The sequence below is a fragment of the Pseudomonas karstica genome, assembly GCF_009707515.1.
In the GTDB taxonomy this organism is placed as follows: Bacteria; Pseudomonadota; Gammaproteobacteria; order Pseudomonadales; family Pseudomonadaceae; genus Aquipseudomonas; species Aquipseudomonas karstica.
Map to the genome: position 1 here is coordinate 24,771 of NZ_WLYI01000041.1, position 18,294 is coordinate 43,064.

At 56.6% G+C, this 18,294-nt stretch carries 18 protein-coding genes, 4 tRNA genes and 1 pseudogene; 17 read left to right on the forward strand and 6 right to left on the reverse strand.

The window, feature by feature from the left end:
- Nucleotides 1-92 precede the first annotated feature (92 nt).
- The 7 genes from alaS (at nucleotide 93) to mgtE (ending at nucleotide 6,741) form a co-directional block, all read left to right on the forward strand.
- Nucleotides 93-2,711 (forward strand): alanine--tRNA ligase, encoded by a 2,619-nt coding sequence (alaS, locus tag GIR22_RS23000; protein WP_154745570.1) that lies wholly within the window; start codon nucleotides 93-95, stop codon nucleotides 2,709-2,711.
- A gap of 103 nt (nucleotides 2,712-2,814) precedes the next feature.
- Complete coding sequence (locus GIR22_RS23005; protein ID WP_154745571.1) at nucleotides 2,815-4,056, forward strand: aspartate kinase; 1,242 nt, start codon at nucleotides 2,815-2,817, stop codon at nucleotides 4,054-4,056.
- 186 nt (nucleotides 4,057-4,242) lie between these two features.
- Complete coding sequence (gene csrA / locus GIR22_RS23010; RefSeq protein ID WP_154745572.1) at nucleotides 4,243-4,431, forward strand: carbon storage regulator CsrA; 189 nt, start codon at nucleotides 4,243-4,245, stop codon at nucleotides 4,429-4,431.
- A gap of 62 nt (nucleotides 4,432-4,493) precedes the next feature.
- A tRNA-Ser gene (locus GIR22_RS23015) sits at nucleotides 4,494-4,584 on the forward strand.
- Between the two features lie 109 nt (nucleotides 4,585-4,693).
- Nucleotides 4,694-4,770: transfer RNA gene (locus GIR22_RS23020), tRNA-Arg, on the forward strand.
- Nucleotides 4,771-4,842: 72 nt separating this feature from the next.
- Nucleotides 4,843-4,919: transfer RNA gene (locus GIR22_RS23025), tRNA-Arg, on the forward strand.
- A 379-nt stretch (nucleotides 4,920-5,298) separates the two neighbouring features.
- On the forward strand, nucleotides 5,299-6,741 hold the full coding sequence (gene mgtE, locus GIR22_RS23030; RefSeq protein WP_154745573.1) for a magnesium transporter: 1,443 nt from the start codon (nucleotides 5,299-5,301) through the stop codon (nucleotides 6,739-6,741).
- A 118-nt stretch (nucleotides 6,742-6,859) separates the two neighbouring features.
- On the opposite strand, the gene GIR22_RS23035 is transcribed toward mgtE, so the two are convergent.
- Entirely contained in the window at nucleotides 6,860-7,186 is a 327-nt protein-coding gene (locus GIR22_RS23035) for an Arc family DNA-binding protein (RefSeq protein ID WP_154745574.1), read from the reverse strand.
- 32 nt (nucleotides 7,187-7,218) lie between these two features.
- Here GIR22_RS23035 and GIR22_RS23040 point away from each other — a divergent pair, with 32 nt between their 5' ends.
- Nucleotides 7,219-7,413 carry a hypothetical protein gene (locus GIR22_RS23040; protein WP_154745575.1) on the forward strand — a complete coding sequence of 65 codons (195 nt, stop codon included), beginning with the start codon at nucleotides 7,219-7,221 and terminating at the stop codon, nucleotides 7,411-7,413.
- Between the two features lie 180 nt (nucleotides 7,414-7,593).
- On the opposite strand, the gene GIR22_RS23045 is transcribed toward GIR22_RS23040, so the two are convergent.
- A complete protein-coding gene (locus tag GIR22_RS23045; RefSeq protein ID WP_154745576.1) occupies nucleotides 7,594-7,821 on the reverse strand; it encodes a hypothetical protein in 228 nt (75 codons plus the stop codon).
- A 335-nt stretch (nucleotides 7,822-8,156) separates the two neighbouring features.
- Between GIR22_RS23045 and GIR22_RS23050 the strand changes: the two genes are divergently transcribed.
- Nucleotides 8,157-8,233 (forward strand) — tRNA-Arg (locus tag GIR22_RS23050).
- A gap of 405 nt (nucleotides 8,234-8,638) precedes the next feature.
- Nucleotides 8,639-10,039, forward strand: a complete 1,401-nt coding sequence (locus GIR22_RS23055; protein WP_154745577.1) for an MFS transporter — start codon at nucleotides 8,639-8,641, stop codon at nucleotides 10,037-10,039.
- A 61-nt stretch (nucleotides 10,040-10,100) separates the two neighbouring features.
- Here GIR22_RS23055 and GIR22_RS23060 read toward each other — a convergent pair whose 3' ends face one another.
- The 4 genes from GIR22_RS23060 to flgA all read right to left on the reverse strand — a co-directional run bounded on the left by GIR22_RS23060 (nucleotide 10,101) and on the right by flgA (nucleotide 12,695).
- On the reverse strand, nucleotides 10,101-10,847 hold the full coding sequence (locus GIR22_RS23060) for a flagellar regulator YcgR PilZN domain-containing protein (RefSeq protein ID WP_178122432.1): 747 nt from the start codon (nucleotides 10,845-10,847) through the stop codon (nucleotides 10,101-10,103).
- Nucleotides 10,848-10,938: 91 nt separating this feature from the next.
- Nucleotides 10,939-11,406 carry a flagella synthesis protein FlgN gene (locus GIR22_RS23065; RefSeq protein WP_154745579.1) on the reverse strand — a complete coding sequence of 156 codons (468 nt, stop codon included), beginning with the start codon at nucleotides 11,404-11,406 and terminating at the stop codon, nucleotides 10,939-10,941.
- 48 nt (nucleotides 11,407-11,454) lie between these two features.
- The gene (flgM, locus tag GIR22_RS23070) at nucleotides 11,455-11,778 is read right to left on the reverse strand and encodes a flagellar biosynthesis anti-sigma factor FlgM (RefSeq protein ID WP_154745580.1); all 324 of its coding nucleotides are present in this window, start codon (nucleotides 11,776-11,778) and stop codon (nucleotides 11,455-11,457) included.
- Between the two features lie 140 nt (nucleotides 11,779-11,918).
- On the reverse strand, nucleotides 11,919-12,695 hold the full coding sequence (flgA, locus tag GIR22_RS23075; protein WP_154745581.1) for a flagellar basal body P-ring formation chaperone FlgA: 777 nt from the start codon (nucleotides 12,693-12,695) through the stop codon (nucleotides 11,919-11,921).
- Between the two features lie 80 nt (nucleotides 12,696-12,775).
- On the opposite strand from flgA, the gene GIR22_RS23080 reads away from it, so the two are divergent.
- From GIR22_RS23080 to GIR22_RS23110, 7 genes and pseudogenes are all read left to right on the forward strand, one after another.
- On the forward strand, nucleotides 12,776-13,708 hold the full coding sequence (locus GIR22_RS23080) for a chemotaxis protein CheV (protein ID WP_154745582.1): 933 nt from the start codon (nucleotides 12,776-12,778) through the stop codon (nucleotides 13,706-13,708).
- A 43-nt stretch (nucleotides 13,709-13,751) separates the two neighbouring features.
- Entirely contained in the window at nucleotides 13,752-14,579 is an 828-nt protein-coding gene (gene cheR / locus GIR22_RS23085) for a protein-glutamate O-methyltransferase CheR (RefSeq protein ID WP_154745583.1), read from the forward strand.
- Nucleotides 14,580-14,777: 198 nt separating this feature from the next.
- Entirely contained in the window at nucleotides 14,778-15,185 is a 408-nt protein-coding gene (gene flgB, locus GIR22_RS23090; RefSeq protein WP_154745584.1) for a flagellar basal body rod protein FlgB, read from the forward strand.
- Nucleotides 15,186-15,188: 3 nt separating this feature from the next.
- On the forward strand, nucleotides 15,189-15,632 hold the full coding sequence (flgC, locus tag GIR22_RS23095) for a flagellar basal body rod protein FlgC (RefSeq protein WP_154745585.1): 444 nt from the start codon (nucleotides 15,189-15,191) through the stop codon (nucleotides 15,630-15,632).
- A gap of 15 nt (nucleotides 15,633-15,647) precedes the next feature.
- The gene (flgD, locus tag GIR22_RS23100) at nucleotides 15,648-16,367 is read left to right on the forward strand and encodes a flagellar hook assembly protein FlgD (protein ID WP_154745586.1); all 720 of its coding nucleotides are present in this window, start codon (nucleotides 15,648-15,650) and stop codon (nucleotides 16,365-16,367) included.
- Nucleotides 16,368-16,398: 31 nt separating this feature from the next.
- Nucleotides 16,399-17,715, forward strand: coding sequence for a flagellar hook protein FlgE (gene flgE, locus GIR22_RS23105; RefSeq protein ID WP_154745587.1), 1,317 nt, complete (start codon nucleotides 16,399-16,401; stop codon nucleotides 17,713-17,715).
- A 296-nt stretch (nucleotides 17,716-18,011) separates the two neighbouring features.
- A pseudogene (locus GIR22_RS23110) lies at nucleotides 18,012-18,294 on the forward strand (hypothetical protein); the annotation flags it as partial.

Genomic DNA, 18,294 nt, shown 5'->3' on the forward strand with positions numbered 1-18,294 from the left:
GCAAAGGGCCGATATAATGCGGCCCTTTGCCGTCGCTCCGTCTGATGACGTTGTGCACTGGCCTTTGGCCGCAGCCTCCGTGGAAGAACCTAATGAAAAGCGCAGAAATCCGTGAAGCCTTCCTTCGCTTCTTCGAAGAGCAAGGCCACACCCGTGTTGCCTCCAGCTCCTTGATCCCAGGCAATGACCCTACCCTGCTGTTCACTAACGCGGGGATGAACCAGTTCAAGGACTGCTTCCTGGGCCAGGAAAAACGCGCCTATTCCCGCGCCACCAGCAGTCAGAAGTGCGTACGCGCCGGCGGCAAGAACAGTGACCTGGAAAATGTTGGCTACACCGCTCGCCACCATACGTTTTTCGAGATGCTGGGTAACTTCAGTTTCGGCGACTATTTCAAGCGTGACGCCATTACCTTTGCCTGGACGTTCCTGACCGGTGTACTGAAACTGCCGAAAGAAAAGCTCTGGGTCACCGTCTACGCCACTGATGACGAAGCCTACGAGATCTGGACCCAGGGCATCGGTGTGCCGGCCGAGCGCATGATCCGCATTGGCGACAACAAGGGCGCGCCTTATGCGTCCGACAATTTCTGGACCATGGGCGATACCGGCCCGTGCGGCCCGTGCACCGAGATTTTCTACGATCATGGCGCCGATATCTGGGGTGGCCCACCCGGTTCTCCGGAGGAAGACGGCGACCGCTATATCGAAATCTGGAACAACGTGTTCATGCAGTTCAACCGCACCGCCGATGGCGTGTTGCATCCGCTGCCTGCGCCGTCGGTCGATACCGGCATGGGCCTGGAGCGGATCAGTGCGGTGATGCAGCACGTTCACTCCAACTACGAAATCGACCTGTTCAAGAATCTGCTGAGTGCTTCAGCCGTTGCCATTGGCTGCGCCAACGAAGACCAGTCTTCACTCAAGGTGGTGTCGGACCATATCCGTTCTTGCGGCTTCCTGATTGCCGACGGCGTGCTGCCGTCCAACGAAGGCCGTGGCTACGTGTTGCGCCGTATCATTCGTCGAGCCTGCCGTCACGGTAACAAGCTGGGTGCCACTGGTAGCTTCTTCTACAAAATCGTTGCGGCTCTGGTGGCCGAGATGGGCGAGGCCTTCCCGGAACTCAAGCAGCAGCAAGCCACCATCGAGCGTGTACTCAAGGCTGAAGAAGAGCAGTTCTCCAAGACCCTGGAACACGGCCTGAAGATTCTGGAGCAAGACCTGGCTGAGCTCAAAGGTAGCGTGGTGCCGGGCGACGTGGTGTTCAAGCTTTACGATACTTACGGCTTCCCGATGGACCTGACTGCCGACATCGCCCGTGAGCGCGAACTGACGGTCGATGAAGCCGGTTTTGAACGCGAGATGGAAGCCCAGCGGGTACGTGCCCGTTCCGCCAGTTCCTTTGGCCTGGACTACAACACCTTGGTCAAGGTTGATGTGGCGACCACTTTCACCGGTTATCACGCCACCGTCGGCTCGGCCAAGATCGTTGCTATCTATAAGGACGGCAAGTCGGTCGACGTCTTGAGCGAAGGCGAGGAAGGCGTTGTGGTCCTCGATCAGACACCGTTCTATGCCGAGTCGGGTGGGCAGGTGGGTGATTGTGGTTTCTTGAGCTCGACGTCCGGTCGTTTTGATGTGCGTGACACCACCAAGACCGGCGGTGCTTTCCTGCACCACGGTGTGTTGGTATTGGGCAACTTGACCATCGGCGCGCCAGTAGACACCCAGGTCGATGCTGATGTACGGCATGCAACCGCTTTGAATCATTCGGCCACTCACTTGCTGCACGCCGCGTTGCGCCAGGTGCTGGGTGAGCATGTGCAACAGAAGGGCTCGTTGGTCGATAGCCAGCGCCTGCGCTTTGACTTCAGTCACTTCGAGGCGATCAAGCCTGAGCAGTTGAAGGCGCTGGAAGACATCGTCAACGCTGAAATTCGCAAGAACACTGCGGTGCAAACCGAAGAAACCGATATTGAAACCGCCAAGAAAAAAGGCGCCATGGCGCTGTTTGGCGAGAAATACGGCGACGAAGTGCGTGTACTGAGCATGGGCGGTAGCTTCTCCGTGGAGCTGTGCGGTGGTATACACGCCGACCGTACCGGTGACATCGGCCTGTTGAAAATCATCAGCGAAGGCGGTGTGGCTTCCGGTGTGCGTCGTATTGAAGCGGTGACGGGCGCAGTGGCCCTGGCTTACCTTAATGCCGGTGAAGAGCAACTCAAGGAAGCGGCCAGCCTGGTCAAGGGCAGTCGTGACAACCTGATCGACAAGCTTGGCGCTGTACTGGAGCGCAACCGTCAGTTGGAGAAGCAACTGGAACAGCTGCAAGCCAAGGCTGCCAGTGCTGCGGGCGACGATCTGTCGGCCTCTGCCCTGGACGTCAAGGGTGTCAAGGTGCTGGCGGTACGCCTGGATGGCCAGGATGGCAAGGCGCTGTTGGCTCTGGTCGATCAGTTGAAGAACAAGCTCGGCCGCGCAGTGATCCTGCTCGGCAGTGTCCATGAAGAAAAGGTCGTGTTGGTTGCCGGTGTAACCAAGGACCTGACTGGCCAACTCAAGGCCGGTGATTTGATGAAGCAAGCCGCTGCGGCAGTGGGCGGGAAGGGCGGTGGTCGTCCGGACATGGCGCAGGGCGGTGGTACTGACGCAGCTGCCCTGGACGTGGCCCTGGCTCTGACCGTGCCGTTTGTCGAGGCAGGTATTTAAGACGCTGCGTAGCTCGTGGACTAGCCCTTATGGGCTAGTCGCGGGCGGGCAGTGCTGGTTGATTGAATATTGGGCGGCCCTTACGGGCTGAGGCGGCTTAGAAATGGCTTTGATCGTACAGAAATTTGGAGGCACCTCGGTCGGCTCTGTCGAACGAATCGAGCAGGTTGCCGACAAGGTTAAGAAATTCCGCGATGCCGGCGACGACCTGGTGGTGGTGCTGTCGGCCATGAGTGGCGAGACCAATCGTCTGATCGATTTGGCCAGGCAAGTCAGTGGCGATCAGCAACCGGTTCCCCGTGAGTTGGACGTGATCATCTCCACGGGTGAGCAGGTGACCATTGCGCTGTTGACCATGGCGTTGATCAAGCGTGGCGTGTCGGCGGTGTCCTACACTGGCAGTCAGGTACGCATCCTGACCGACAGTGCGCACAATAAAGCGCGCATCCTGCAGATTGATGATCAGAAAATTCGCGGTGACCTGAAGGCTGGTCGCGTGGTTGTCGTCGCCGGTTTCCAGGGCGTCGACGAACACGGCAATATCACCACCCTCGGTCGTGGCGGTTCGGATACTACTGGTGTGGCCCTGGCGGCAGCCCTGAAGGCAGACGAATGCCAGATCTACACTGACGTTGACGGTGTCTACACAACTGACCCGCGGGTTGTACCTGTGGCTCAGCGCCTGGACAAGATCACCTTTGAAGAGATGCTGGAAATGGCCAGTCTCGGCTCCAAGGTGTTGCAGATTCGAGCGGTGGAGTTCGCCGGCAAGTACAACGTTCCGCTGCGCGTATTGCACAGCTTCAAGGAGGGTCCGGGCACCCTCATTACTATTGATGAAGAGGAATCCATGGAACAGCCGATCATTTCCGGCATCGCTTTTAACCGCGATGAAGCCAAGCTGACCATCCGTGGCGTGCCAGACACCCCGGGCGTGGCCTTCAAGATTCTCGGGCCAATCAGCGGCGCTAACATTGAAGTCGACATGATTGTGCAGAACGTCTCGCACGATAACACCACCGACTTCACCTTCACTGTGCACCGCAACGAGTACGAAGCGGCTCACCGTATCCTGGAGAACACCGCTAGCGAAATTGGCGCCCGTGAAGTGGTTGGCGATATCAAGATTGCCAAGGTGTCGATCGTTGGCGTGGGCATGCGTTCCCATGCCGGTGTTGCCAGTCGCATGTTCGAAGCCCTGGCCAAGGAGAGCATCAACATCCAGATGATCTCTACTTCGGAAATCAAGGTGTCGGTAGTCATCGAAGAAAAGTACCTGGAACTGGCTGTACGCGCACTGCATACCGCTTTTGAGCTGGACGCTCCAGCCCCTCAGGGCGAGTGATGCGTTACCAGGAGGGCGTGGCTTGGCCGCGGCTTTCATTTTTTTGTTTGGCGCGTGTGCAGACCTGTTCGTTTGCACCCGCTCGACAATACTAAGGCGGGTAGGGCTACGGCCATCTGGTTGTAGGTCGAATGCCTTTTTTTTGCAGACTGTTGTTCCTGAACTGAAATGCGTAAGGAGAAAGGTATGCTGATTCTGACTCGTCGATGCGCGGAGAGCCTGATTATTGGTGATGGCGAAATCACCGTGACCGTGCTTGGCGTCAAAGGTAATCAAGTACGAATCGGGGTTAACGCTCCGAAAGAGGTGGCTGTCCACCGTGAGGAAATCTACCAGCGGATCAAGAAAGAGAAGGACGAAGAACCAAGCCATTAATTTTTATCGTTTTTTATGTTTGCAAACGGGGATGAAGCTGGTTAATATACGCCCCGTGTTGCGGAGAGCTGGCCGAGTGGCCGAAGGCGCTCCCCTGCTAAGGGAGTACACCTCAAAAGGGTGTCGGGGGTTCGAATCCCCCGTTCTCCGCCATTATTTGCTTAGTACGTTGCAATCTGGATTTTTTCGGTAAGTTGTTGAAACTGCTAGAAAAAATAGCTTTACATAGAGATTGAACGGCCTATAATGCGCGGCAACAAATGCACTCGTAGCTCAGCTGGATAGAGTACTCGGCTACGAACCGAGCGGTCACAGGTTCGAATCCTGTCGAGTGCACCATTTAAGAGTTAGTTGCAGTAATGCAGGTAGCTTGGCTTCAACCAGTTGTGGTCTGGTTTAAAAACACAACTTGCACTCGTAGCTCAGCTGGATAGAGTACTCGGCTACGAACCGAGCGGTCACAGGTTCGAATCCTGTCGAGTGCACCAAACAACAAAAAGCCCGCCTAGTGCGGGCTTTTTGCCGTCTTGGATTTTTATTTCCTCTCGTCGATCCGGAACACTGTCGTAGGCTTGATCCCAAGCTAAACCTTTTTCTCTGCGCCTATGTGTTTTCTATTTGGCAGACGTCGTCGCAGTTTCATATGTGCGATTAATACTCAGGTTTGCTTCGCAAGCGCTTGTTCTTTCCAGTTTTTTGACGTTTAAAACGGCCAAGCGGTGTATCATTGCGCTCGTCAGCCCCGCCGGGGCTTGTGGAATACCTCCATGGACTTACCCAGTAGTTACTTAATTTCTCGTTTTACCAATCATGAATTGACTGATTGATTCTTCCGGCGTGCCCTGCTGCTGGGAGTGGAGCTCGCCTATGACCGAAGTTGAAGTAAAGAAAACACAAGAAAGTCTGCAGGATCGCCTGGCTCAGGTGGTCGAGTTGCTGCAGCGCCAGCGTGTGGTCGAAGACCTGACCCATCGCCAGGAAGGTCCGAATCACGATCGGGTCGAGAACCTGGTCCACCGGCAAAACCTCGTCGAGTTGCAGCGTAAACTCGATGATCTGCACTCCGCCGACGTTGCCTACATTCTTGAGGCCTTGCCTCTGGATGATCGACTGACCCTCTGGCAGTTGGTCAAGGCTGATCGCGACGGCGACATCCTCCTTGAAGTATCCGACTCGGTGCGTGAAACCCTGATCGCCGACATGGACGATCATGAACTCCTGGCCGCGGCCAAGGAGATGGATGCCGACGAACTGGCTGATCTGGCTCCTGAGCTACCCCGTGACGTTGTCCATGAGTTGATGGAGGCTCTCGACGGCCAGCAGCGTGAGCGTGTGCGCTCCGCGTTGTCCTATGACGAGGATCAGGTCGGCGCACTGATGGACTTCGAGATGGTGACCATTCGCGAAGACGTCAGCCTGGAAGTCGTCCTGCGTTACCTGCGTCGGCTCAAGGAACTGCCGGGTCATACCGACAAGCTCTTTGTGGTCGACTCCGAAGGCATTCTCAAGGGCGTGCTGCCGATCAAGCGCCTGCTGGTAAACGATCCGGAGAAGAAAGTCGCGGACGTCATGGCCAGCGACCCGGTGAGCTTTCACCCGGACGAAGATGCTTACGACGCCGCTCAGGCGTTCGAGCGTTACGACTTGATCTCGGCTCCAGTAGTCGATAAGAACGGCAAACTGATCGGCCGGTTGACCATCGATGAAATGGTTGACCTGATTCGTGAGGAAAGCGAAAGCGAAGTCCTCAATATGGCGGGTCTGCGTGAAGAGGAAGATATTTTTGCGTCAGTCTGGAAGTCTCTGCGTAACCGCTGGGCCTGGCTGGCGGTCAATCTGATTACTGCGTTTTTCGCTTCGCGAGTGATTGGGTTGTTCGAGGGTTCTATCGAGAAGCTGGTGGCGCTGGCGGCACTGATGCCGATCGTGGCCGGGATCGGGGGCAATTCGGGCAACCAGACGATCACCATGATTGTTCGCGCCATGGCGCTGGATCAGGTGAGTACGGGTCATGGCTCGCGGCTGCTGCGCAAGGAGCTGGCAGTCGCCTTGATCAATGGCTTGGTGTGGGGCGGGGTTATCGGCATTGTGGCTTACCTGCTTTATGGCAGTTGGTCCCTGGGGGTGGTCATGACTGCCGCCATGACGCTTAACTTGCTATTGGCTGCATTGATGGGGGTGCTGATCCCTATGACCCTGGTACGCCTTGGGCGCGACCCTGCCATGGGCGCCAGCGTGATGATCACCGCCATGACCGACAGTGGCGGCTTCTTTATCTTCCTTGGCCTGGCGACCATCTTCCTGCTCTGATCCCGTCTGTGGCGAGGGGCCTTGCCCCTCGCTGGGTGTGCACCCACCCCAACGACCTCCCAAGAAACCCAGGCAAAAAAAAGCCAGCACATGGCTGGCTTCAGCTTTCAATTGAAAATCAGTTGGCGTTTGCTGCAGCCTCGGCATCGTGGGCGATAAGCGACACGAGAGCGTTTTGCTGACGGTGAGAGAGCTGACGGAAGCGCTGCAGCAATTCGCGTTCGTGCAATGACAGCTCTGGGCTGTCCAGGCGCATGCTCAGCTCGTCACCCAGCGCACCTTCCTGAATAAGGCTTTGCTCCAGGCGCGCGATGATTTCGGAGTTCATGCTGCGGTGATGATTGCGAGCCACCTCGGCAATGCGTTCCCGCATTCCGTCTGGCAGACGTACGACGAACTTGTCAGCCGTACGGCTGGAATAAATTGCCTGTTTCAATGGGCGCATATATTTAACCGGTTAGTTCAGGGGAGCGGTTTTTGGAATTGGCCGCAAGATGTCTTTTAGGACAAGGTTTGCCGCCAAATGTTCAACCGGAATTGCAAAGAGGCCGCATCATGCCCCAAATTTGCCATTCCATTGGCGTCAAATCTGTGACAAATATTGAACTGGCTAAAGGCTTTATGCCAGCACTCATTCTCAAATTTGCGGACTGGTTGGAAAACTTTTTGTGAGGCGCCTCAACGAGCGACGAAGCCGCAGACCCTAGGTGCCATGGGCTTTCTGGGCGAGCATCCTGTCGCAATATGGCATTTCGCCTGTCTTTTTAAGAGTGATGGCAGTTTGATATTTTTTCTAGGGCGGGGGGGAATAAGATCGAGCGCCTGGACGGGGAAAATCCACAGGATCAGCGGTTAGAAAATCAAGTGGTCAGACGAGGGGGCGGCTTGGGTATCTTGAGCTGCTTGCATTGCCGATTGGGTCTTGGCTGTCATGACTGCCAACTGCGGGCGCTGTTGCAGGCGGTGTGAGCCAGCCTGGCTGACGTTTACCACGGCATTACCGACATCGGATTGAATATGGAACATCATCAGTACGGCCAGTGCCACGGCATTGAGCGCTAGCAAAAGTGTACTGTTCATGACTGTGTTCTCCATGCGCTGGTGTGATTGGCTGGATTTACAAAGATGATGATTGCAGGGTATGTGCCAGTCTTTATTGTGTAAAAAAACGTTTTAAATCATAAAGTTAATCTATTTTTAGAAATATGGTTTATTGCAATTTGCAATGATGGCATTTTAAGGTCGTGCGTTTTGCACGGTGGCCTGTATCCCTCGTCATTGTTGAAGGAACCCTGCTGGCCCTTGAGAGGTTCGGCTTACACTCAAAAAGCCTACGGACGACATGACAAAACCCAGCCCGGCCGTTAACATGCACGCCGTCCGTCGCAGTGCTTTTGGCACAGTGACTATCATTTGTCCCAGTAGCTCAATTGGATAGAGCATCCCCCTCCTAAGGGGAAGGTTGGCCGTTCGAACCGGCCCTGGGACACCATATTGAGGTTCTGCTTTTTTTCGAAAGGGCAAAGGACATCAAGAAAGCCCCGTTCAGTTCACGCTGGCGGGGTTTTTTTGTGAGCGGGTGTTGGGTGATCGCTGCACCGCTGATCGAGCGAAACGTCTGAGTATTCAGGTATTTTTGATCGCGCTGCGAACCTTGCCGAGGCTTGAGGTTCACAGGGGAAGCCAATAGCGGGGTGGTGCGAGTTTTCGTCTGTGCATTGTACCTTTGCGGTCACGATGGAGCGTCTGAGACGTAGCCCCATGGCGCTGCTACTGTTTTAAACAACTTACTCCCTGAAACCCAGGTATTTTGGCTTCTGGGGCCTGACGACACTGCGCCGTCGGACTATCATTCCGATAGCCTGACACCCACTGCAAGGAGCCGCTCGGAACGCCGATGCGCCAAATCTTGAAATCTTTTCGAGCCCTGTATTTCGCCTCCTTGATGATGCTGATCGGCTCCGGTTTGTTGAGTACGTACCTGGCCCTGCGCCTGGCGGCAGATAATGTCGACAGTCTGTGGGTGGGTGCACTGATGGCGGCCAACTACTTCGGCCTGGTGTTGGGGGGCAAGATCGGTCACCGCCTGATTGCCCGTGTGGGGCATATCCGCGCGTACGCTACCTGCGCCGGGATTGTCGGTGCGGCAGTGCTGGGTCACGGCCTGGTCGATTGGCTGTCGGCCTGGATCGTGCTGCGGGTGGTCGTGGGCCTGGGCATGATGTGCCAGTACATGGTGATCGAGAGCTGGCTCAATGAGCAGGCGGAGGCCAAGCAGCGAGGTATGGTCTTCAGCGGCTACATGATTGCCTCTTACCTGGGCCTGGTGCTGGGCCAACTGATACTGGTCATGCACCCACAATTGGGCCTTGAGCTATTGATGCTGGTGGCGCTGTGCTTTGCCTTGTGCCTGGTGCCGGTGGCCATGACCCAGCGTATTCACCCGGCGCCCTTGCATCCTGCGCCGATGGAACCGCGCTTCTTCATCAAGCGGGTGCCGCAGTCCCTCAGTACGGTGTTGGGCGCCGGGCTGATCGTCGGCTCCTTCTATGGCCTGGCGCCGCTCTATGCGTCCCAGCAAGGCCTGACTACCGAGCAAGTCGGCCTGTTCATGGGTAGCTGCATTTTTGCCGGGTTGGTGGTGCAGTGGCCGCTGGGCTGGTTGTCGGATCGTTATGATCGGGCGTTGTTGATTCGTTGCTTCGCATTGTGCCTGGCGGTGGCAGCGTTGCCGTTGGCGATCATGAGCCAGGTGCCGCTGGAGGTATTGTTTATTGCCGGTTTTTTCTGTTCCCTGGTGCAGTTTTGCCTGTACCCGCTGGCAGTGGCGTTTTCCAATGACCATGTCGAGGGCGATCGTCGGGTTTCCCTGACAGCCATGTTGCTGGTGACTTACGGCGTCGGCGCCAGTGTCGGGCCGCTGTTGGCAGGTGTGGTGATGAAGCTGTTCGGCAGTCAGATGCTTTATGCGTTTTTCAGCTTGTGCGCGCTGATCCTGGTCTGGCGTATCCGGCCGAAGGCTGTGACCAACCTGCATCAGGTGGACGATGCGCCGCTGCATCACGTGGCGATGCCCGACAGCATGTCCAGTTCGCCGCTGGTGGCTGCCCTCGATCCTCGGGTGGATGAGCAGGTGGTGCAGGACCAGATGCAGACGGCAGTTCCGGACCCTGGGCCCGAAGCTGAAACCGAGGTCAATCCTGAGTCGGGGCTGGACGAGCCGGAGCCCGTTGCAGAGCCGCCTGAACATCCAGACCCGGATGATCATCCGCATGACTTGAGCAGGGCGCGTCCCTGAAACAAAAAAACGGGCAGTTCCTGAAGGGGGCGCCCGTTTTTTTTACCGCGACCGTCAGCGCTTAAAGGTCATCATCCTGGTCAAGCCGTCGCGCCTCGCGCTGCAGTTGGTAGACAAAGCGCTCAACCTGTCGTTGTACCAGCCCGCTCATATTGTGAAAACGTACACCTGCAAAAGTGGTGTCGATCTTTTCTTCGAAGTGCAGGTGACGCAGTTCCACAGCAGTGGACATGTTGCCGAAGGGCAGGGCGGCTATAAAGCGCTCATAAACCTGGCCCAGTTGCAGGTGCATGGAGATATCGCCGTCAAAGCGCAGTTTGCAGCCGGTGGCGGAAATATCCAGCAGCTTGCCACTGATGGGAGACTTGAGTTTTTCGCCGCCCAGGTCGACGCTCACCAGTTGCGTCAGTTTCAGCGCTGCACGGAAGGCATTGCGGCGCTGATGGTAGACCACCTCGTCGGGCATGCTGCCGTAATAGCTGCGCTGACCATCTTTTTCACTGAGGGTCAGAGTGCCGTTGCTTTCCCATGCTATCCGCACGCCATCGTGAAAACCCTCGACGCGGAAGGCTTCGCCATTCTTAAGGTAGCGTTCGCCGTCATGGGGGATCATTTCGTCCAGGGCAAGGCTTTTGCGCTCTCGGTCTACGTCCACCAGATAGCTTTGAAAGCGCTGGTTGCGCTCGTGGAAGGTGATGATCAGGGGATCATGGCTCTCTTGCAGCAGCCGCAAGGTTCCGGCAATTTCCAGGGGTGTGGTGAGGACCTTGGGCTGCGGAGCATCTTCCGCGTTGAGGGCGTTGAGCACGGTTCTTCCATCTCCAGGCAAATACGGCAGGCGATAGATATCATTTTGCCATCATGTGGCGTGCCTTGATAGAGCGGGTGATAAACCGGTGTCAGGCTTGGCTGAGGGTGCTGGGTTTGACCAGGCGCGAGGTAGAACCCTGGGCATTGTACAGCGCCGCGGGCTCACCGCCGTGAAGGATACGCAACTGGTTGGCGGTCGTAGCTTGCTGAAGCTGGATCGACTGGCCATTGAGCATATTGACTTGCTGGCATTGGAGCAGCAGCTCGTTGAGAGCTGTGCTCTGGCTCAACAATTGATCGCCGACCGAGGAATGGCTGGCCAATTGCTCAAGGCCGTCGTGGTCAGCCGGCAGCCCCAGGCTGAGCAGAATCTGGCTGCGCTTCTTGCCATGCTGTTCCAGCAGGATGATCAGCGATTGTTTGCGCGCCAGAATATCTTCCAGCAGACGCATGTCCCGGCCATGTAGGGCCAGGGACTCTTCCTGAAGCAGCTTAAGCAAATGCTGGGCTGGCGTCAGGTCTTCAGTAATCAGTTGTAGCAAGTTTTCGTCGTGCATGGCTGGCCTTGGTTTTTAAGCGTCCAAAAGCCTGGCGCAGGCCTTTGCCTAGCGCTCGGCTTCGAAGTTAAGCAGTTTGCTGGCTACACGGGTGCTGTCGACTTTGTAACTGCCATCGGCAATCGCCTGCTTCAATTCGGCCACGCGGGCTTGATTGACAACCGGTTGATCGCGCAGCGAGTCGGTGACCTTCTGCAACTGTTGAGCCTCATTGCTCAGGTGTACCGATTCCCCACTCTGGCTTGCACTGGCCTGTTCTGCCTTGGCGGGCAGGGACTGAGGCTTGGCTTCAACGCTGTCTTTGGCACTGTTGGTGCGCGTATTGGCAGGTGTTGCCTGGGCGTTATTCAAACGACTGAAATCAATGACCATGTTAAAAAACCTCTGGGTATTTGGACGCTTGCCATGTTTTCGGCCATACCCGGATAAACTTTAGGCTCGATTGACAATAAACCTATACATGATGACGTCTGCGCACAGTGTAGGAAAAGCCGGCGTCCCACGCCAGTTATCTATAGCGCGACTTCCACCTGGCCCGGAGCGATCACCCGTGCCTTGATCACCCGGTTGGAGTTGAGGTTCTTGACCCGTATTTGTTCGTTCAGGCCGCCATTGGACAGGGCTTCTCCGGGCATCTTGACACTCAAGGTGCCGCTGCTGGCGGAGATTACCACCTGATCGCCCTTGCGTACGACTTCGGCCTGTTCGAGATAGACCAGGGTGATGACTTGGTCGGTGACCATTGGTCGAGTCAGTTTCTGCCCAAGCGCCTGGTCCACGGAGGTCAGGTACCCCTGATTAATCTGGCTGATGTCCCGTTCACGCAGGGCAACGTCCTCGAAATCGAGGATCCCGGTGCGTTTCAGGGGGCGGCTAGCGACGACTACATCACGAAACAGTTTGACCTGGGCAGGCACAAACACCGTCCAGGGCGAAGCTCCATCGCAACGGACCCGTACAGTGACGCGGCCTATGGGTTGGGCCGGGCTTTCCAGGGTAGCTGTCAGTTCCTTGTCGCACATGGGCATGCGTAGGCGTGGGTCAAGTTGCTTGACCTGGATTTCATAGCGCCCTGGGGTCTGGGTGGTGGCCAGATAATCTTCGACGGTAAATTCAAGAAAGCCTTGGGTGACGCCGATAAGCAGATCAGGCAGGGTGACATTGTCGGCATGGGCCGGGTGGCCTGCGACGAAAGCAAGCGCTGCCAGGCAGCCGCAGAGAAAGCTGCGGCACTGGTTAAAGTGCCGTAGTGGGGATCTGCGTCGGGAAACTGTCGGTTTGATGTCCATGGTCAACTAAAAAGCAAAGCTCGTGCCGTTTAGTGTTGGGTATGCATCGTACCCGTAGGTTTTAGTGTAGGAGTCTGGGCATGGCGGGTGTAATGGATGCAGTGAACCAGCGCACACAGCTGGTAGGGCAGAACCGCCTGGAGCTACTGCTGTTCCGTCTGGATGGGAAGCAGCTTTACGGTATCAATGTTTTCAAGGTGCGGGAGGTGCTGCAATGTCCCAAGCTGACAATAATGCCCAAGTCCAACCCCGTGGTGTGTGGCGTGGCCAGCATCCGTGGTGCGACGATTCCGATCCTTGACCTGGCGATGGCTACCGGTTTCGCGGGTTTGCAGGACCGCGCGAATCCATTTGTGATCATCACCGAGTACAACACCAAGACCCAGGGTTTCCTGGTGCGTTCGGTGGAGCGCATCGTCAATATGAACTGGGAAGAAATCCATCCGCCGCCCAAGGGTACCGGGCGTGATCACTACCTCACGGCAGTGACGCGGGTTGACGACCAGTTGGTGGAAATCATCGACGTGGAAAAGGTCCTCGCAGAAGTGGCCCCGACTTCAGAGGCTATCTCTATGGGGGTGGTGGATGCCGAAACCCAGCACAAGGCAATTTCCCTGCGGGTGCTGACGGTGGACGATTCCTCGGTGGCGCGCAAGCAAGTGTCCCGTTGCCTGCAGACGGTTGGTGTCGAGGTGGTGGCCCTCAATGATGGTCGTCAGGCCCTGGATTACCTGCGCAAGCTGGTGGACGAAGGCAAGAAGCCGGAAGAAGAGTTCCTGATGATGATTTCCGACATCGAGATGCCGGAGATGGACGGCTACACCCTTACGGCCGAGATACGCAATGATCCACGCATGCAAAAGCTGCATATCATCCTGCATACTTCGTTGTCGGGTGTATTCAATCAGGCAATGGTCAAGAAGGTCGGCGCCGATGATTTCCTGGCCAAGTTCCATCCTGATGGCCTGGCATCCCGGGTGGTTGACCGGATCAAGGCAGCAGATCACGGCTAGGGGCTTTTTCCCTTGCGGTCACGCTATTTAAGAGGCGGTATCATTGTCTACGGGTAATTTGGATTTCGAACAGTTCCGGGTCTTCCTGGAAAAAGCCTGTGGCATATTGCTCGGTGAAAACAAGCAGTACCTGGTATCCAGCCGTCTCAACAAATTGATGGAGCAGCAGGGGATCAAATCCCTGGGCGAGTTGGTCCAGCGGATCCAGGGACAGCCACGTGGCGGGCTCAAGGAGATGGTGGTCGATGCCATGACCACCAACGAAACCCTGTGGTTTCGTGACACCTATCCTTTTGAGGTGCTCAAGAACAAGGTTTTGCCCGAATCGATCAAGGCCAGTCCCGGCCAGCGCCTGCGCATCTGGTCGGCGGCGTGTTCTTCGGGGCAGGAACCCTATTCGCTGTCGATGTCCATTGATGAGTTCGAACGGACCAACCTGGGCCAGTTGAAGGCAGGCGTGCAAATTGTGGCCACCGATTTGTCCGGCACCATGCTCAGCAACTGCAAGACCGGCGAGTATGACAGCCTGGCTCTGGGGCGTGGTTTGTCCCAGGAGCGCTTGCAGCGATACTTCGACCCCAAGGGCGCTGGGCGCTGGGCGATCAAGGCGCCGATCAAGAGTCGGGTGGAGTTTCGTTCGTTCAACCTGTTGGACAGTTATGCCAGCCTGGGCAAGTTCGATATCGTATTTTGCCGCAACGTGTTGATCTACTTCTCGGCCGAGGTGAAGAAGGACATTTTGTTGCGTATCCACAGCACCCTCAAGCGCGGTGGCTATCTGTTTCTCGGCGCATCGGAAGCCTTGAACGGCCTGCCGGAGCATTACCAGATGGTGCAGTGCAGCCCTGGAATCATTTACCAGGCCAAGTAATACGCGGATCAAAATGTTCGATAGCGGCAACTCCCATTGCCGCTTTATTGGCGTCACGCGGAAGCCCGTTGCCGCTTTCTGGCATTGCCGCCCGGCAATCTTCTCGCAACCCATTGATTTATTGTGCTTAAACCCATTGGCATGGCCCTTGCTTTAACCCTGTTACGAAAAGCAGGTCAGCCCCTAAAGGTTTCCGTCATGAGCATCAGCTTCGATAAAGCGCTCGGTATCCACGAACACGCCCTGGGCTTTCGCGCCCAGCGTGCCGAAGTCCTGGCTAACAACATCGCCAACGCCGATACCCCTAACTACAAGGCTCGGGACATGGACTTCTCCGCGGTGCTTGCCGCGCAGCAAGACAAGACCAGCAACGGCACCTTCGCCTTGAACATGACCAATACCCGTCATATCGAAGCGCAGGGCCTGGGTAATGGCAACGAGTCGCTGCTGTATCGCACGCCGATGCAGCCCTCGATCGACCAGAACACCGTGGACGCGCAACTGGAGCAATCGGCTTACGCCGAAAACTCGGTGAATTTCCAGGCCAGCTTCACCCTGCTCAACAGCAAATTCAAAGGGCTGATGTCTGCCCTGCGTGGAGAGTAAGTCATGTCTCTAGCCAGTGTTTTCAATATTGCCGGTAGCGGTATGAGCGCCCAGACCACGCGTCTGAATACCGTCGCCAGTAACATCGCCAATGCCGAGACAGTGTCCTCGAGCATCGACCAGACCTACCGTGCCCGTCACCCGGTGTTTGCCACTATGTTCCAGGGTGGCCAGAGCGGCGGCAGCGATTCGCTGTTCCAGAACCAGGATGCCGCAGGGCAGGGTGTCCAGGTGCTGGGCGTGGTTGAAGACCAGAGCAATCTGGAGGCGCGTTATGAGCCTAACCATCCTGCCGCCAATGAAAAAGGGTACGTGTACTACCCCAACGTCAATGTGGTCGAGGAGATGGCTGACATGATTTCCGCCAGTCGCTCGTTCCAGACCAACGCGGAAATGATGAGCACCGCCAAAACCATGATGCAGAAGGTCCTGACCCTGGGTCAGTGATAAGGGGCGTAAAAAATGGCCGTCAGTGATGTGACCAATAACACGGCGATCCAGGACCTGTTCAACTCCAAGGTCCAGGATGCCTCAAACAATGTCGGGGACGTTTCCAAAGCGGCCACCGGCAACCAGTCGCTGGGCAAGGATGCGTTTTTGCAGTTGCTGGTGACCCAGTTGAAAAACCAGGACCCGTTGTCGCCCCAGGATAACGGAGCGTTCGTCGCGCAACTGGCGCAGTTCAGCAGCCTGGAAGGCATCAACACCCTGAACGACTCGGTGAATGCAATTTCCAGCAACTTCAGTTCGTCCCAGGCGCTGCAAGCCTCTTCGTTGGTGGGCCGCTCGGTGATCATCCAGACCGACAAGACGATGGTCGATACCAGCAAGAGCCTTACTGGTGCAGTGAACGTCACTTCGTCGGTGGGTAACGTGACTGTCAAGGTCACCGACAAGGACGGCAACCTGATCAAGACCATCGACCTGGGTGCCCAGGGCGCCGGCAAGGCGGACTTTATCTGGGACGGTAAAAACGAAGCCGGCGAAACAGTCGACTCCGGTACCTACACCTTCAATGCCACCACCAAGAATGACCAAGGTGACGCCGTGGTCTTGACCACCTCGTTACCGGCTACGGTCACCAGCGTGACCCTTGGCCAGAACGGTGGCGAGATGCAGCTCAACCTGGCGGGCGGCATGGGCAGCATCAAACTTTCGCAAATTCAAGTTATCGGTACATAGAGCCGGCTAGATACGGCAAGAGGAGAGAAACATGTCTTTTAATATCGGCCTTAGCGGTCTCTATGCGGCCAACAAACAGCTGGATGTGACCGGCAACAACATCGCCAACGTCGCGACCACCGGCTTCAAGTCGTCCCGTGCGGAGTTCTCTGACATCTATGCGGCCTCCAAGCTGGGCACTGGCAGCAATACCATTGGCAATGGCGTGAACCTGTCGGCGGTGTCCCAGCAGTTCACCCAAGGCGACGTCAATGCCTCTGGTGGCCTGCTGGATATGGCGATTCAGGGTGGCGGATTTTTCGTGCAGAAGGGCAGTGACGGCTCGCTGGAGTACACCCGCGCCGGTACCTTCAAGACCGACAAGGATGGTTACATCACCAACAGCACCGGCACCTCGCGCCTGCAGGGTTATATGGCAGACACGGACGGCAAGGTTACCCAGGGCGCATTGAGCGACCTGCAGATCAACCTGTCGAACCTGCCGCCCAAGGCGTCTACCAAAGTGGACTCCACCAGCAACCTGAAATCGTCGGAGCCGGTGATTGATCAGGCGACCAAGCCGTTCGACCCAGCCGATACCTCGACCTTCACCACCCAGTACCAGACAACCTTGTACGACACCCAGGGCAACTCGCACCCGATGGTTCAGTACATGGTCAAAACCGACTCCAACACCTGGAAGTCCTACACCTTGATTGATGGTCGTAACCCTGATGGCACACCGATCAGTGGCACCGGTGCCGTGGCGCCGGTGGCTTCGACCCTGACGTTTGATACTGCCGGTGCCCTGCAGGGTGTGGTCACACCGCCCAGCACGGTGTCCAATACCACGCTGACCATCGGCGACTGGAAGCCAGGCGTGCTGGACAATGATGTGTGGAAAGATAACGGCGCGGCAGCGAACCCGGGGGGTATTGCTATCAACATGGGCAACATCACCCAATACAACTCGGCCAGCTACCGTAACCCGCCGATTACCGACGGTTACGCCACGGGGGAAATTACCGGGCTGAGTATCGACGGTAATGGTGTGCTGTTCGCTACTTTCAGCAACCAGCAAAGCAAGGCCGTTGGCCAATTGTCACTGGCCAGCTTCAATAACGAGCAAGGCCTGCTGCCGGCTGGCGGCAGCACCTGGAAAGAAACGTTCGCCTCGGGGCAGCCAGGCTACGATACCCCTCAGTCCGGTACCTTGGGCTCGATTGTGCAAAAGTCCCTGGAGAACTCCAACGTCAACCTGACCAGCGAACTGGTAGACCTGATCAAGGCCCAGAGCAACTACCAGGCGAACGCCAAGACTATCTCCACCCAAAGCACCATCATGCAGACCATCATCCAGATGACGTGACGCTCCTGGTTTAGCGCGCTTCACTGCGAAAGCCCCTCCTTGAGGGGCTTTTTGCGTTATTGGGCCAATACCGGCTTTGTCGATGCGGGTCCTGTAACAAGACGGTACGCGCCGGTTGGAACGCCTCACGCCCGCCTCACCACTTACCAAGCCAAGAGCCATCGAGCTCGATAGGCGATCTGCCCTATCCGTTCGGGTGGCTGAAGTCGTCCGCGATCATTGGGTGGTGAGAAATGGTGAGTTCGAGATTGTCTGGTAATGGGGTTGAATGGGGCGCGGGCCGACATGGCTTGGCGATGTCACAAAGTAGCCTGTGGCAAGGCGGCAAGGCTGAGTATGGGAAGAATCAGGCAGAGCAACCGACCGACAGCGCGACAGTCAAGCAACTGCTAACGGAGCTGTCTGAGGCCGAGGCAACATCCAAGACCCAAACCGCCCGTGACTTGCGCAACAAGCTTAATGACGTGCGAGAAAAATTGGGTGATGAGAAGTTCAAGGAAACCCTCAATGAGCTGATTAAAGACCCCCAAGCCTCTGAGAAGTGGCTGGAGTATCTCAGGGCGCTGATGAAGCTGTGGT

Coding starts and splice junctions, on each gene's coding strand:
- alaS (WP_154745570.1), top strand. CDS start 93: ATGAAAAGCGCAGAAATCCGTGAAGCCTTCCTTCGCTTCTTCGAAGAG.
- GIR22_RS23005 (WP_154745571.1), top strand. CDS start 2,815: ATGGCTTTGATCGTACAGAAATTTGGAGGCACCTCGGTCGGCTCTGTC.
- csrA (WP_154745572.1), top strand. CDS start 4,243: ATGCTGATTCTGACTCGTCGATGCGCGGAGAGCCTGATTATTGGTGAT.
- mgtE (WP_154745573.1), top strand. CDS start 5,299: ATGACCGAAGTTGAAGTAAAGAAAACACAAGAAAGTCTGCAGGATCGC.
- GIR22_RS23035 (WP_154745574.1), bottom strand. CDS start 7,186: ATGCGCCCATTGAAACAGGCAATTTATTCCAGCCGTACGGCTGACAAG.
- GIR22_RS23045 (WP_154745576.1), bottom strand. CDS start 7,821: ATGAACAGTACACTTTTGCTAGCGCTCAATGCCGTGGCACTGGCCGTA.
- GIR22_RS23055 (WP_154745577.1), top strand. CDS start 8,639: ATGCGCCAAATCTTGAAATCTTTTCGAGCCCTGTATTTCGCCTCCTTG.
- GIR22_RS23065 (WP_154745579.1), bottom strand. CDS start 11,406: ATGCACGACGAAAACTTGCTACAACTGATTACTGAAGACCTGACGCCA.
- flgM (WP_154745580.1), bottom strand. CDS start 11,778: ATGGTCATTGATTTCAGTCGTTTGAATAACGCCCAGGCAACACCTGCC.
- flgA (WP_154745581.1), bottom strand. CDS start 12,695: ATGGACATCAAACCGACAGTTTCCCGACGCAGATCCCCACTACGGCAC.
- GIR22_RS23080 (WP_154745582.1), top strand. CDS start 12,776: ATGGCGGGTGTAATGGATGCAGTGAACCAGCGCACACAGCTGGTAGGG.
- flgB (WP_154745584.1), top strand. CDS start 14,778: ATGAGCATCAGCTTCGATAAAGCGCTCGGTATCCACGAACACGCCCTG.
- flgC (WP_154745585.1), top strand. CDS start 15,189: ATGTCTCTAGCCAGTGTTTTCAATATTGCCGGTAGCGGTATGAGCGCC.
- flgD (WP_154745586.1), top strand. CDS start 15,648: ATGGCCGTCAGTGATGTGACCAATAACACGGCGATCCAGGACCTGTTC.
- flgE (WP_154745587.1), top strand. CDS start 16,399: ATGTCTTTTAATATCGGCCTTAGCGGTCTCTATGCGGCCAACAAACAG.